Origin of the sequence: Brevibacillus panacihumi W25 (assembly GCF_000503775.1) — a bacterium.
Lineage (GTDB): Bacteria > Bacillota > Bacilli > Brevibacillales > Brevibacillaceae > Brevibacillus > Brevibacillus panacihumi_A.
Genome location: NZ_KI629785.1, coordinates 644,637 through 658,503, shown reverse-complemented (window position 1 = coordinate 658,503; position 13,867 = coordinate 644,637). Strand labels below are relative to the sequence as shown.

The window sequence follows — 13,867 nt, the reverse complement described above, 5'->3', positions numbered from 1 at the left end:
TGCGATGAATAAGAAAAAGTGGATCATTACTGCCGCGATCGTGGTATTGCTGGGGGGAGGAGGATACTTCGGATACTCTTACCTGAATGCCACTCCGTCAGCAGGGGAGGAACCAGAGATGGAACCACCTTCCTTCCCGACTGCGACTGTAGAACGGGGAGAAGTGAAAAAGACGATTTTTGCAGGCGGCACTGTCGCTGCCAAGGATCGTGAAGAAGTGAAGCCGGAAGCTGCTGGCAAGATCGAGAAATTACTGGTCAGCGAAGGGCAAACGGTGAAAAAAGGGGACACTCTATTCACGATTGACAGCACAGATGATTTGCTGAGTGTGCAAAAACAGGAGCTTGCGATTACGCGGGCCCAGAAAGAATTGAGTGAGATAAAGGATAAAAAGGACCGCATCAATGCTGACAAACCGGGGAAAGTGACCCAAGTGTTGGTAAAAGATGGGCAAACGGTGGCGGAGGACGATGTTGTGGCGAAGGTGCTCGATACCGACAGTCTGAAAATCGTCGGCAAATTTACCGCCTATGAAGTCGAGCAGTTCCATGTCGGCCAAAATGTAAAAGTGTTTATGACAGCCTCCCTCGTGTATTTGGATGGAACGATCACTAAAATTGATATGACAGGTTCCAAAGGCAAGTTGAGCGACGGGGCGCATGATGTGGAAGTAGTCGTAAAGAAACAAGGAGCCTTGTACCCCGGCGATAAGGGCGTAGTGCAGTATACCAATGAAAAGGGAGTGCTGTTTGCCAGCCAATCCGCTTCGGAATTTACACTTCCCGAAGAAGAGGAAATCAAAGCAGGCACAAATGGTACTGTCGATGAAGTGCTCATTGAAAAAGACGATGTGGTGAAAAAAGGACAAATGATTGTCAAGATGGACGTCACCGCAGCAGAACTCGACCTGAAAGATAAAGAGCTGTCGCTTAAGGAATCCTTGCTAGCCTTGGAGCAAAAGAAACGTGAAATCGCCAAGAAACGTGTGGAAGCGCCAATCAGCGGGGTCATCACCAAGCTGAATGTCAAGGAAGGGGAAACGATAAGCGGTGGTGAAGCAGTAGCCATCATCATGGATACCTCTTCGGTCTATTTCATGGCAGCTGTAGACGAAATCGACATTCCCGCGATTCAAGTCGGGCAGGCGGTTGAAGTCTATGTGACGGCATTCGGAAACCGTCCTTTCCAGGGGAAAGTGGTGGAAGTGCCGAAGGAAGGAACCAAAGAGGACAAGGCAGTTCGCTTCGAGGTAAAGGTGGAATTAAGCGAATCGTCCGAGATGAAGCACGGCATGACAGGCGACTGCGATATCTTTATCGAGCAGAAGGATAATGTCCTTAGACTGCCGCTCAATGCAGTCGAAGTCATGGAAGAAGGCAAAGGCAACGTCATGGTCAAAAATCCGGAAAACGGCGAGCCAATGCCAAAAGAAGTAGAGATTGGTGTAGAAGGAGCAGACTTCATCGAGATTACAGGAGGATTGCAGGAAGGCGATGAAGTCCTGATGATGGGCGGCATGTAAGGGTAGCAACATAGACAAGTATCCCCGGCCTCGCGTCCATGGAAGCGAGCCGGGGGTATTTTTTGTTTTCCTCTTTCAACTGTTCTGCTCCGGTTTGCGTGCGATGATGCGAAGACGTTTGTAGTCGACGACCCAGCCCTTGTCTGAATACAGCGAAGGGCGAACCAATTCCGTGACATGCTCGCAGATCTCTTCCTTTTCAGATGCGTCCATCCCGGCAAAGAAAGGATCGGCAAAGGAGTCGAGCCAGTGGCGAAGTCCCGAGTCGCCGTCCGGCATTTCTGTAGGACGATCGAAGTGGGAGGCGAGCGTAACACGAAACCCCTTTTGTTCCAATAGGCTGGCGTACTCCCCCAGCGAGGGAAAATACCAAGGTGACCGTTCTGCGGCGTCAATCCCTTTTTGGGCTAATACAGTATGCAAGGCGTCGACAACGAGACGGCAATTGTCTTTTCCGCCCATTTCGGCAACGAACCTGCCGCCCGGAAGCAAAGCGTGCCAGATGCTATGTATGACTTCTTCCGGCCGTTTCATCCAATGAAGCGCGGCATTGGAAAAGACTGCGTGGTACGGTTGGTCAGTGCGATACGTGTGGCCGTCTGCTACCTGAAACGATAAATGCGGGTACTTTTTTTGGGCAGACGCAATCATCTCCGGGGAATAATCGATTCCGGTCACCACCGCACCACTTCTTGCCAATTGCTCTGTAAGATCTCCCGTACCGCAGCCGAAATCCAGGATGCGTTCTCCCGCCAGCGGCTCTAGCCATTCAATCAATCCTCTGCCATAATGAGAGACAAAGTTCATTTTTTCATCGTAAAATGCCGCGTTCCACTGTTGGGGTTGACTCATGGCGACTCCTCCTTTCTTATTGTTGTATCAGGCTGCGTGCATATTAGTCAAATCTATAAAGATTATAAAGTGTATAGTTTTATCCTATACAAAAGTGATATGTCAAGGATTTCCTTGTCGCTAACGCAAGGAAATAATGGGAAATTGTCGAATATACAACGAAACATAATGCTGGGATACAGAAAGTGAGAGGAAGACTGTGAGAAAATGGCTTGCATCCGTGCTTCTGGTATGCCTTGCAACAGGCAGTTTTTTTTCAGAAGCCACCGTCTCCCCTGTATTGGGTGCGACAAAAGCCGTGAATTCGGATCGCTCGGCGACCAAGTCGATTCAGATGCCGGTACACGAACAAATTGTATTTAACGACTATCAAGTAGTAGGTTTGAGTACCGAGGGCTGGAATTGGGTGAGGAACGATGAATTCATTTTGCCACCGCAAACGCCATTGGACATTGATGTGATTCAAACTACATACGGCAGTGGCAAGACTGAAAATAAGATGGACGTGCTTCTCGATGGTGCGGCATTGCCGGAGTTTTCGTCGGAAATGTCTGATGATGTATCCACCCTGCGCTGGGAGGTTCCCCGTTTTACAATACCTTATGAAAAGCTTCCAGCAGGTAACCATACATTAACCTTTATAGGATCTGATGCGTTGGGGGAGAAGAGTACGGTCCATGTTCGCTTTCGTGTGGAGGCGCTCCATTACCCGCTGATCTATCAAGGTAGCAATCCGGTAGGGCAAACGATTCAGAGCGGTTCCCATGAAGCTATTTTTGGTAACTACGGCGCGAAGGTGTACAACTCCAATGAAACTGGTTCTTGGAAGCTGACGAACACCAAGAACAGCAGTATGATCAAAGCTGAGACAGGCAACGTCTTCTCTACGGGGGTACTCATCGCAGGCGACTACGAGCTGTCTTTTATTCCTGATGACCTTAACCAAACGCCGTGGCAAGTAGAATTGCGGGTGGGTCCTCCCATTCTATATCTCGGGACGGATGAAAATGGTCAACAGCTTGGCAACAATCAAAAAATCACAGCGGAAAAGGCACCGGGAACAGTTCAGCTATTTTCACCTGCCCCTGGACGCTGGTGGGTGGATGGCACGGGACAGACATTGGTGAGCGCTCAGCATTTCGAAGTCGTGATCCCGGAGAAGCTGGAGGGGATGACGATGTCCGTCAACTTTGAGCCGGAGCAATCGCTGGGGACAGAGAGATCATCCAACAGCATGATCTCGGTTCAAATCCAGGTACCAGGATCTCCAGCCGGATGTGATGCCAGCTCCGTACGAGCCACTTTGGATGTCATGGTGCAAAACAACGAAGGTTCGTCTTTGCTTTCAGAGCGGGAAAATTTGTACCCTTCCGATATCACAGTCAAGGTTTATCAGAACCCCATCTATAAAATTTGGGTAACGACAGCAGCAGACTATTTGAAGTATGGAGATGGCGCCAGTGAGGAAGGACCAGGGGTCTGGGCTGTAGACAATGTTGTTGTGGACAGCGCTTATCTCAATTGGGATCATACAGCGCTGGAATTGTCCCGCTTCAAAGAAGGGCGTCACAAAATCAACTACTACAGCAAGACCGATCCTGAAGTAACCTGGTGCGGGTATATTCAGATCATCGAGGATTCGCCGCCTACTCCTTCTACCCCTTCCTGTGATACTGGAGAAAAAGGAACGGTTCCTCCTTCGACAAAGATGAAGCTCAAAGCCGAATCGGGAAAAGAGTTCGTCGATGGTGACAAAATCACCGTTGAATCCAGTGAGGATCTGGAAGCTTTGCAGTTACTAGCAGTTCATGTGGAGAATAAAGGAATGAAGAGGGTCAAGCGGGAAAAAGATAAACATGACCGTCGCTTTCTGTACGTCTCCGATTTGCAATGGGAATATGGCGTGATTCCTTTTGGCGCCAACTACGAATACGGAGCGGGTCCGATTTCGTCGAATAACAAGGTCGTCATCAAATATGACGATGTGATCATCAAGACCATCAAGCCGAAAAGCTCGGAGGACAATGAACCGGGCGGCGTTGAAATGCTTGACCTGCCTTCCATCATCGCCAAAGATGGACGCAGCGGTAAGTACAAGGTGGAGGTATACAATACCTTGACCTACAAGACGTGCGATGTTGTCTCCCGATACAAGTCCTATAAAAAGTATGTGGATGATGTCGATAAAGAACAAATACTGGTGCTGACTGTCGAGGTAAAATAACGGGGTACAGCAGGGGCTGACCGAAGAGTAGAGGAAACTACTTTGAGGGCCAGCCCTTTTCCATTTTGCTCATAAGGGAGGAAGCTCATCTTCACGTGTGAGGGCGAAGATGAGATGGTCCTCCCATACTCCGTTAATTTGCAAATAGCGTTTGGAAAGTCCTTCCCGGCGAAAACCGTTTTTCTCCAATACACGTATAGAGGCCAGGTTGCGCGGCATTACTCCTGCTTGTACACGGTGCAGATGCACGCGAGAAAAAGCATAACGCACAACCAGGCCAACCGCTGTCGAGGCATAGCCCTTGCCATTATGCCTTTGATCGAGAAAATAACCGAGTGTCGCGTTTTGCCAAGCACCGCGCACGATGTTGGACAATGCAATGCGGCCTATCAGCATGTCGTTTTTTTGTAGAAAGATTCCGAACGCGTACCCCCTGTCTTCCTCAACATCTCGCTCAACTTGCTTTAATTGCTGAATTTGTCCTTTCAAGGTAAGGTGGGACGCGGGGCGAAGCGGTTCAAAGGGCTGTAAAAAATCGTGGTTTTGGAGCCGTACCGAGAGCATGTCCGAAGCGTCATGCACACGGAGTGGACGCAGATACAGCCCGTTGTGGCTCAGGGTTTGCATCGACGATCTCCTTTCATTCTTAGACGTGGAACGAAAGTGTACCACATCTTTCCATGCTATGAAAGTGGGAAATTGACATGAATCGCTCTCACATGCAACCTTCTTTCGTGTAGCGCTGACTATGCAAAATGAACTCCGCAGCCATCGGGGATACGCATTGACTGTTGCGGATGGCAATTACCAGCTCCCGGGTAATCTTCGGGCGCAGGGGAATGGAGATCACCTTTGGCAAAACCTCCGGGATATAAAGCTGTGGCAATATTGTCACACCAACCCACTCTTGAACCATGGCCAATATCGTCGAGGCATCCCGGACTTCAAACGTAACATTCGACTGCAGGCCGTTATCCCGCAGCAGCTTCTTGATGCAGTCGTCCTTCGGCATGATAAAGCAGTTGTTTTTGATGTGGGAGAAGCTGAGGAAAGTCTCATCCTTGAGCGGGTGCTCCTCGGGCACGAAGACCATCATCTCGTCGCAGGTCAGCGGGAAGGTGGTCATCTCTTTTTCCGGCGATGTGGTAAAGCAAACATCGACCACGGAGCTGTTGATCCAACTATTGACCTCTTCATACTCTCCTTCGAACAGCACGATTTCCACTTGGGGGAATCGCTTGCGAAAGGACCCAATCAGTCCGGGCAAAATTTTATTGGAAACGCTGTGTATGGAACCGATGCGCAAAGTCCCTGTCTCTACCCCTCGTGCAGCGGATGCTTCCTCCTTCATATACGAAGCGAGCCGTAAAATCTCGCGGGCATGCTGGAGCATCCTTTCACCAATACTAGTCGGAGCGACCCCGTTTCGGCTTCGGTGAAAGAGGGGAACACCGAGGTCGTCTTCCAGGCTGCGAATCATTTGCGAGACGGCGGATTGGGTGAACCCCAGCATTTCAGCAGCCCGTGTGAAGTGCCGGGCTTCGGCAACGGCGATAAAGACTTGCAACTGTCCCAGTGTCATATGCTTCCCTCGAATCATTAGTTTATTCTAATGAATGTTATTATAAAGGATAATTTTACTAATTGTAATCCTCAGATTTATACTTGGTTTAACCACCGAAAAGATAGATCAGGAGGACGACAACGATGCACCGGGATTGGCAAAAAATCAGCAACGATTTTATTAAAGCGACCTCTTACGCGATTGGCGATCTGGAGGAGGGATGGGCGGCCAAATACGACTTCGCCAACAGACCGCCGACGTATTTGCGTTATGAGGAGGCACACGTGCGCATTCCGCTGGGGAAACCGGATTTTTCTGCAAGCCCTCCCCTTTGGGAGCTATTGCAGCAACGTCGTTCGCGGCGAAATTTTCTCAAAACCCCAATGACGTTGAATGAGCTGAACATCCTGTTGTGGGCCACGCAAGGAATTACGGCCGATATGGGCGACTACCAGATTCGCACTGTCTCATCAGCAGGTGCGCTCTATCCAATCGAGACGTATATGCTGATCAACAATGTGGAGGGATTGGCAAGAGGTCTGTACCATCTCGATGTAGAGCAATGGTGTCTGGAGGGGCTGAAGCTGGAGGACGTCTCCGAAATCGCCTATCGGTTTACCGAAAATCAGGAGATGACACGCAGAAGCGCAGTCAATTTCGTCTGGACGGCGGTTGTGGAACGCACCCGCTCCAAATACAAGGAGCGTGCCTATCGATATATTTGGTGGGATGTGGGCCATGTTGCCCAGAACCTGCACATTGCGGCCAATGCGCTCGGCCTTGGCGTGTGTACGATCGGTCACTGGTTTGACAAAGAAATGAACGAGTATCTTGGTATCGACGGTACTGAGCACCTGTCCGTGCTGATGGCGTCGGTAGGAAAAGTGGAGGGGAAAGACTGGCTGCATGACCGCCGTCCGAGTTAAAGAGCAAAAAAACGAGGAACAGAATGGCGAGCATGGAGAAAGCTGTTGCCACCAGCAGACGAATTTGGTAGAGTTAAATGAAATTCAATAATCGAATCTAAATAGAGGTGCGCTGAAGATGAGTAGATCTTTTCGAAAACTGCCAGGGGGCGGGAAAAGAGAGAAAGGCTGATGCGCCGAAGCTTTTGCCACCCCCCTTTGGCGGCAGAGGCTGGGATTGACGTGAAGAACCAAAATCCTGTCATCTAAGGCCTTGCGCCTTTTGTGGAGTGCTATTTACGATTTGCTTGCGAGAAATCAAAGGCAATGAGATAGCGCATGCACTCATTGCTTTTTTTTCATGCTTTCTAATCTAAAGGAGGACTTACCTAATGAACATGATGAATGCCCATGAAATTATCGCGTTTATTCAAAAAAGCGAAAAGAAAACACCTGTGAAGCTCTACATAAAGGGTGATCTCGCGGGAATCGACTTCGGTTCCAACTCCAAGTCTTTTATTACCGGCAATACAGGAGTGGTATTTGGCGAATGGAAAGACATCGAGCCTGTATTGACGCAGCATGCGGATAAAATCGAGGATTACGTCGTAGAAAACGACCGTCGCAACTCCGCTATTCCGCTGCTGGACATGAAAGGAATCCAGGCACGCATTGAGCCGGGCGCAATTATCCGCGACCAGGTAACCATCGGAAACAACGCCGTCATCATGATGGGCGCTTCGATCAATATTGGAGCAGTGATTGGCGAAGGAACAATGATCGACATGAATGCGGTAGTAGGCGGCCGTGGAACGATTGGGAAAAATTGTCACGTAGGAGCGGGTGCAGTGATCGCTGGGGTTGTAGAACCGCCATCGGCAACTCCCGTGATTGTAGAGGATGACGTGCTGATCGGTGCCAATGCGGTTATTCTGGAAGGAGTTCGCGTAGGAAAAGGCTCCGTCGTAGCTGCAGGTGCCATCGTCATTGACGATGTACCACCGAATACTGTAGTGGCGGGAACCCCGGCACGTGTAATCAAGCAGATCGACGACAAGACCCGTTCCAAAACCGAAATCATGCAAGAGCTGCGTCAGCTCTAAGGGAGAGACGACACATGGACTGGCGTTCGCTCGATGAACAGTACATCATCTCGACCTACAAACGCTTGCCGATTGCGATAGCCAAAGGATCGGGAAATTACCTGTACGATACGGAGGGCAAAAGCTACCTGGATCTCTTTACGGGTCTTGCCGTCAATGTACTCGGACATTCCCATCCGAAAATTGTTCAGGCCTTGCATGAGCAAGGGGAGCAATTCTTGCACATCTCCAACGTCTTTCTCAATCAGCCGGCGATACGATTGGCTCAGCGCCTGGTAGAGGGAACGATTGCCGGGAAGGTATTTTTCTCCAATTCAGGGGCGGAGGCGACCGAAGCGGCGATCAAGCTGATCCATAAATGGACCAAAGCGCAAGGAGCAGGTCGTGAGGGAATCGTCGTCCTGCGCAACAGCTTTCACGGGCGTACGCTTGGAGCGGTGCGCCTAACCCGACAACCGAATGTCTATCAAGACTTTCCGCAGCCGACGTTTCCTGTCTTTGAATTGGAGGCGGAGGATGCTGCGGGTTTGCGCTCCCTTTGTCAGGAAGCCAAGCCTGCTGCGGTCCTGATGGAGCCAGTCCTTGGTTCGGGAGGGGTTATCCCGCTCTCCGAGGATTTCTTGCGAGAGGTGGAAAAGATCTGTCGCGAGGAAGGCATGCTGTTTGCCATGGATGAAATTCAGACAGGAATGGGCAGGACGGGCAAGCTGTTTGCTTACCAGCATGCGGGTGTGACGCCTGATCTGATCTTGTTTGCCAAAGGGGTTGGAGGCGGACTGCCATTGGGCGGATTGATTGCAGGCACCCAACTGATGGATTTGTTTCAACCCGGCGATCACGGGTCCACATTTGCTCCGTCGCCACTGTCTGCAGCCTTGGGCAATGTCGTAATGGACGAATTGCACAACCCGTCATTCGACGCCCAGCTCCAAGAGGTGATCCAATACCTCTGGAATGGGTTGGAGAGCTTGCGAGAGCGTCTGCCCGAACAGCTTCAGGCTTTGCGAGGAAAAGGCATGATGGTGGGGATTCCTCTCTCGGTAACTCCGGAAGAAACGAGTCGCTTGCAACAAAATCTTCTGTCTGAAGGCATCCTCGTCGACGTTACGCAGAAGACGATTGTACGCCTCTTGCCGCCACTGACCTTGACTACGAAGGATGTGGACTTCTTCCTTGCCGTATTCAGCCGCCAACTAAAGGCTCTATCCAGCGAGGAGGAATAACCATGAGCAGCTCTGCCTTTGTCCAGATACGCCGGGATCTTCACCAGATCCCGGAACCCGGCTTCGGGGAAGTGAAGACTCAGCGTTATCTGCTCGATTATTTGGAACGTCTCCCACAGGAACGCATCCAGATCAAAACCTGGCGCACCGGAATTCTCGTTCGCTTGAGCGGAACCAATCCCAAGCGGACGATTGCCTGGCGCACAGATATGGACGGCTTGCCGATGAACGAGGAGACGACCTATCCGTTTCGATCGGTTCATGAAGGCTTTATGCACGCATGCGGGCACGATATGCATATGGCCATTGCCCTCGGCCTATTGACCCATTTTGTGCAGCATCCGATCACAGATGATCTGTTGTTTGTCTTCCAGCCTGCAGAAGAAGGGCCAGGCGGCGCACTGCCGATGATGCAAAGCGAGGAGTTCGCCGAGTGGAGGCCGGATTGCATATTCGCCCTCCATATCGCACCTGAATATCCGGTCGGCCAAATTGCGACGAAGCCAGGCATCTTGTTTGCCAATACGTCCGAATTGTTTATCGATCTGTATGGCACGGGAGGTCATGCAGCTTATCCGCATAAGACCAACGATATGGTCGTAGCAGCAAGCCATCTGGTGACACAACTGCAATCCATCGTAGCCCGCAATATCGATCCACTGGATTCCGCAGTCATCACAGTCGGCAAAATTGTCGGAGGGACAAAGCAAAATATCATAGCGGAAAAGGCACGACTGGAAGGAACCATCCGCACTTTTTCGATGGAATCCATGCAGCGCGTAAAAAGTAGGATCGAAGCACAAGTCAAAGGGATTGAGGCAGGCTTTGAATGCCGTGCCGAGATTGATTACGGCTGCGGGTATTGCCAGGTTTTCAATGAAGAAAGTCTGACTGCTGCCTTTATGGACTGGGTCCGCGTGGCATGTCCAGACGTCGAACTGATTCAATGCCAGGAAGCGATGACAGGTGAAGACTTCGGCTATTTTCTTTCCGAGATACCTGGATTCCTGTTCTGGCTTGGCGTCAATACCCCATATGGCTTGCATCACAGCAAGATTGAGCCTGATGAAGGGGCGATTGCAGTCGCGATCAGCCTAGTGTCACGCTATTTCACCTGGCTTTCCACCCAACCGGTTGAAATCGATAGAGGAGCTACTCGATAGGAGTAGCTCTTTTCGTTTTGTCAAGGGCATGTAGACTTATTCACAAATTTCTGTGAATAAGTCTTTGGTTCTGCTCTCCAGATGTTGTGGATACTGTGGATATTGTTGAAAAAAGTTGCGAAAGAGGCACAACTATTTGCCCGGTTGAGCGTCTAATATTTTGGGTAACAATTTCGGACTAATCCGCGCAGTTGCGCACACATATTGGAGGATTGCGGAATGAAAAAAAGATGGTTATCAGCCCTGGTGGTATTGGCGGTAGCAGGCGTTGGCAGCGTTGGCAGCACCGCTTTGGGAGAAGGGGAAATACGTGTTTTCCTGGGTGGTGAGCGAGTTGCCACGAATTTGCCGGCCTCTTCTGCGGAGCCGTTGGAAGAAGTTATCAACAGCATGGGTGGTTTCGTTGATTATGACGAACACACCGGAAAATTGGAAATTATCAAGCCGAATGTGAATATACTGGTACTCGAAGGGATCCAGCAGACCCGCAACAAAACAATTGTATTCAGCAATCCGGTGAAAGGCTACAGCGACAAGGACGTTCCGCGCACCTTCAATGTCTTTGTAGAAGTAGATGAAGCTCCGGTTGCGAAGGATCTGCGCATGCGTGTTGAATTGATCGCTCCGGATGGCAAGACAGTCGATCGTGGAAAAGAATGGAAATACTCGACGCAAAACGCGAACAGCTTCTATTTCTCGGAGCCCTTCGTTTCGACCAAGTTGGACAAATACGGGACCTATAAGGTGCAAGTACTCATGAAGTACGATCATGCCAAGGACTATATCGTGGTAGGCGAGAACACGTTTACAGTCGGAAGATAAAAGAATATCGCCTGGATGCGTTTTCACATGACTTGTTTTCATGGTATAATAGTAGGTAAAAGCTAAATATTCGTCCAAAAAGCAAGTACATGATAGAAAGGAACGATGGGAGCAGATGGAGACAAATCCCGCGCGGTCATCCACAGATATAGACGGCCCGAGTATTCGCATTGCCTGGAAAGATGAGCATTCTATTCAGGCAATATGGAGCATGACGAAGGAGTTCGAAGAGGATATATCTCGAAAATTCGCGATTCCTTTTGCTGAACTGCCATTTGTCCTACGCCTGTTCGATCTAACTGACCGCCAAGAGATACGTGAGGACGGCAGTGACCTTTACACTGATTTTGATATCAACCACCAATCTTCGGAATGGATTCTCTACGGCGTCACGCAAGGCTTATCCTATTGTGTCGACTTAGGGATCCGCATGGTGGATGGAAGGTTCTACTCGCTGTCGAGATCTCAAATGATTTGATCAACGTGCTCAAATGTAAACAAGGCTCCGCTGTCTTTTGCGGAGCCTTCGTTGCACCTACTGATAAGAGGCCCTATTGCTGGGCCTCTTTTTCTATCCGTCCTTCTTTTCGTTGTTTTTCAAAAGGTCCAGCATTCGCAATGTCACGGCAAACACAGCCCACACCGGCATCGGTTCATCCAGTTTGCTCAGCCATTCCGGGGATGTGATCAAACCTTCTGACAGGGCACGTTTGCCCAGATCCATTTTCCATGGCGGGTAAGGAATGGTTTCCTCGGGAGCGAACTGGTCATACCGTTTCAGGTCGTAGGTCTTGATCAGGTTCGTCAATTTTTCGGCGTATTGGGGATCGGTGGCATAGCCGGCTTTCTCCAGCTCGATAGCGGCCTGTTCGGGGGTTTTGGCGGTCAGGACCTGCGCGTACTTAGGTTGCAATAAAAATTGGGCGTGATCATCGAAGGACTGCTGGAAGTTGTAGTACGCTTTGAAAGCGGAGGTTCGATCCACCGTTTTCCCATTTTCCACCTCTTTGCTCACGATCGTCACGGAGCCTGCGGGGCCGACCCCTTTGATTCCGAACAAATTATAGGAGGGACGCCCTGACTGAGGATCGACCGGGATCTTTTTTCCCCAGCCGGTTTCGAGGATAGCCTGGGCAATCGTTATAGACGGGAACAAGTGAGTCGTCAGATAGGACAGGCGTGCGGGACCAGACACCTGATCAATGAAGGACTGCATGCAACCACCTCTTTCTGAAAAGGGTATGGTCTTGCCTTACTATTCTATGAGGAAAGAAAAGGGGGCGGAATGGAGGTACAAGCGGAAAATAGAAAACAACCGCTGCATGGCGGTTGCTTGGGACAACATCAAGGTTTTCGTGGCTGAAAATACTGAACGCGACGATTGAAGAGATGGAGCTCTCCTTTATAATCACGAGCCAGGTAGCGGCAGAATTCATTCGCTTTACCCTTGTCACCGTGGGTAGCAGACTCTGGCAAGGATACCTGCACGTACTGCCGTTCTTTCCCGTTCTCTATTTTGGAGCCGACGCCGACGACGATCGCTTTATACACATTGGGATCTTTCCCTCTCAACAAAAACCAGGAGCCTTTGCCTTCAGGGCGTTCTTCCAGTTCATAGGGAAACGCTGAGTCGGCATAGGACCACCCGAGCTGCTCGCCGGTTTTTTTGGTCATTTCGATGTATCGGTTAAATTTTGCTTTTACATCCTCTAGATCAGCATGAGTGGCTGTCGAGCCCTCTACGAAATAAATGTAAGCGGATTGCAGGTTCACGATTGCCATCACTCCTCGTACATGGGAATACTTTGTTTAGTGTAGCACTGCTTCCACTCTTTGGCAATCTACCAAATACGAGTTAAAACAATTGCGCGTCTTTTCTGAAAAGTGTAAAATATAACTATTATTTATATCCGTTTACTTAGAAAGAAATTGGATCATGGAGGAATAAGCCATGCAGGAGGTCTCAATCCGTAATGTTTTTGAAGCATTGAACACGATGCGCGCAATCGATGTGGTCAACAAGGAAGACTGGGAGAAAGCTGCCAAGGAAGCGGAGCTTGACTCCTCCGTTCAGCTGAACATTCTCTGGATCATTTATTGCTATGAGGGTGTCCGTGTTACGCAGATCGCCGAGTGGACCTTTTGGCATCCGTCATCGATCGTCATCCATATTAAGAAATTGATGGATAAAGAAATGGTGTTGATCGAGAAGTCGGAGCTGGATGGTCGGGTAGTTCATGTCTATCCTACCAAAAAAGGAAAAGAAGTGATTGAAGCAAGCCGTCGAAGTGTTCCTTCTATTTTTCGCCTGACGTATGCCCTGGAGAAAATGGAGGAACGATACAGTACAGCGGTAGTAGAATTGTTCTTCGAGTGTCTGTCATTCCTAGCCCAATCCTTGCATGGTTCGGAGAAAGTTCGCTGGATTCAGGAAGGGGAAGATCGCATTCCCAATCAACGCCACTTGATCAGTTAGAATTAGGGGGTGG

The 13,867-nt window shown here is 49.9% G+C and carries 14 protein-coding genes and 1 riboswitch; of the genes, 9 read left to right on the top strand and 5 right to left on the bottom strand.

Going from position 1 to position 13,867, the window contains the following annotated elements; genetic code table 11:
* Positions 1 to 4 precede the first annotated feature (4 nt).
* Positions 5 to 1,522 (top strand): efflux RND transporter periplasmic adaptor subunit, encoded by a 1,518-nt coding sequence (locus tag T458_RS44130; protein WP_023557493.1) that lies wholly within the window; start codon positions 5 to 7, stop codon positions 1,520 to 1,522.
* A gap of 75 nt (positions 1,523 to 1,597) precedes the next feature.
* On the opposite strand, the gene T458_RS44125 is transcribed toward T458_RS44130, so the two are convergent.
* The gene (locus T458_RS44125) at positions 1,598 to 2,374 is read right to left on the bottom strand and encodes a class I SAM-dependent methyltransferase (RefSeq protein ID WP_023557492.1); all 777 of its coding nucleotides are present in this window, start codon (positions 2,372 to 2,374) and stop codon (positions 1,598 to 1,600) included.
* A gap of 199 nt (positions 2,375 to 2,573) precedes the next feature.
* On the opposite strand from T458_RS44125, the gene T458_RS44120 reads away from it, so the two are divergent.
* A complete protein-coding gene (locus T458_RS44120) occupies positions 2,574 to 4,598 on the top strand; it encodes a hypothetical protein (protein ID WP_023557491.1) in 2,025 nt (674 codons plus the stop codon).
* 69 nt (positions 4,599 to 4,667) lie between these two features.
* Here the strand turns inward: T458_RS44120 and T458_RS44115 are convergent, their stop codons facing one another.
* Entirely contained in the window at positions 4,668 to 5,225 is a 558-nt protein-coding gene (locus tag T458_RS44115) for a GNAT family N-acetyltransferase (protein ID WP_023557490.1), read from the bottom strand.
* Between the two features lie 88 nt (positions 5,226 to 5,313).
* Positions 5,314 to 6,180 (bottom strand): LysR family transcriptional regulator, encoded by an 867-nt coding sequence (locus tag T458_RS44110; protein WP_023557489.1) that lies wholly within the window; start codon positions 6,178 to 6,180, stop codon positions 5,314 to 5,316.
* A gap of 125 nt (positions 6,181 to 6,305) precedes the next feature.
* Here T458_RS44110 and T458_RS44105 point away from each other — a divergent pair, with 125 nt between their 5' ends.
* From T458_RS44105 to T458_RS44080, 6 genes are all read left to right on the top strand, one after another.
* On the top strand, positions 6,306 to 7,088 hold the full coding sequence (locus T458_RS44105) for a SagB/ThcOx family dehydrogenase (RefSeq protein WP_023557488.1): 783 nt from the start codon (positions 6,306 to 6,308) through the stop codon (positions 7,086 to 7,088).
* Positions 7,089 to 7,182: 94 nt separating this feature from the next.
* Positions 7,183 to 7,371: riboswitch (Lysine riboswitch) on the top strand.
* Between the two features lie 88 nt (positions 7,372 to 7,459).
* Positions 7,460 to 8,170, top strand: a complete 711-nt coding sequence (gene dapD / locus T458_RS44100; protein ID WP_023557487.1) for a 2,3,4,5-tetrahydropyridine-2,6-dicarboxylate N-acetyltransferase — start codon at positions 7,460 to 7,462, stop codon at positions 8,168 to 8,170.
* Between the two features lie 14 nt (positions 8,171 to 8,184).
* Positions 8,185 to 9,393 (top strand): aspartate aminotransferase family protein, encoded by a 1,209-nt coding sequence (locus T458_RS44095; protein ID WP_023557486.1) that lies wholly within the window; start codon positions 8,185 to 8,187, stop codon positions 9,391 to 9,393.
* 2 nt (positions 9,394 to 9,395) lie between these two features.
* On the top strand, positions 9,396 to 10,556 hold the full coding sequence (locus T458_RS44090; protein ID WP_023557485.1) for an N-acetyldiaminopimelate deacetylase: 1,161 nt from the start codon (positions 9,396 to 9,398) through the stop codon (positions 10,554 to 10,556).
* Between the two features lie 219 nt (positions 10,557 to 10,775).
* On the top strand, positions 10,776 to 11,378 hold the full coding sequence (locus T458_RS44085) for a hypothetical protein (RefSeq protein ID WP_023557484.1): 603 nt from the start codon (positions 10,776 to 10,778) through the stop codon (positions 11,376 to 11,378).
* 115 nt (positions 11,379 to 11,493) lie between these two features.
* Positions 11,494 to 11,856, top strand: a complete 363-nt coding sequence (locus tag T458_RS44080) for a DUF4912 domain-containing protein (protein ID WP_023557483.1) — start codon at positions 11,494 to 11,496, stop codon at positions 11,854 to 11,856.
* A 93-nt stretch (positions 11,857 to 11,949) separates the two neighbouring features.
* On the opposite strand, the gene T458_RS44075 is transcribed toward T458_RS44080, so the two are convergent.
* Together T458_RS44075 and T458_RS44070 are read right to left on the bottom strand one after the other, a co-directional pair.
* Positions 11,950 to 12,594, bottom strand: coding sequence for a glycoside hydrolase family 73 protein (locus T458_RS44075; protein ID WP_023557482.1), 645 nt, complete (start codon positions 12,592 to 12,594; stop codon positions 11,950 to 11,952).
* 128 nt (positions 12,595 to 12,722) lie between these two features.
* Positions 12,723 to 13,151: a DUF1885 family protein gene (locus tag T458_RS44070; protein ID WP_031305914.1), complete on the bottom strand. Its 429-nt coding sequence runs from the start codon at positions 13,149 to 13,151 to the stop codon at positions 12,723 to 12,725.
* Positions 13,152 to 13,329: 178 nt separating this feature from the next.
* Between T458_RS44070 and T458_RS44065 the strand changes: the two genes are divergently transcribed.
* Positions 13,330 to 13,854 (top strand): MarR family winged helix-turn-helix transcriptional regulator, encoded by a 525-nt coding sequence (locus T458_RS44065; RefSeq protein ID WP_023557480.1) that lies wholly within the window; start codon positions 13,330 to 13,332, stop codon positions 13,852 to 13,854.
* Positions 13,855 to 13,867 lie beyond the last annotated feature (13 nt).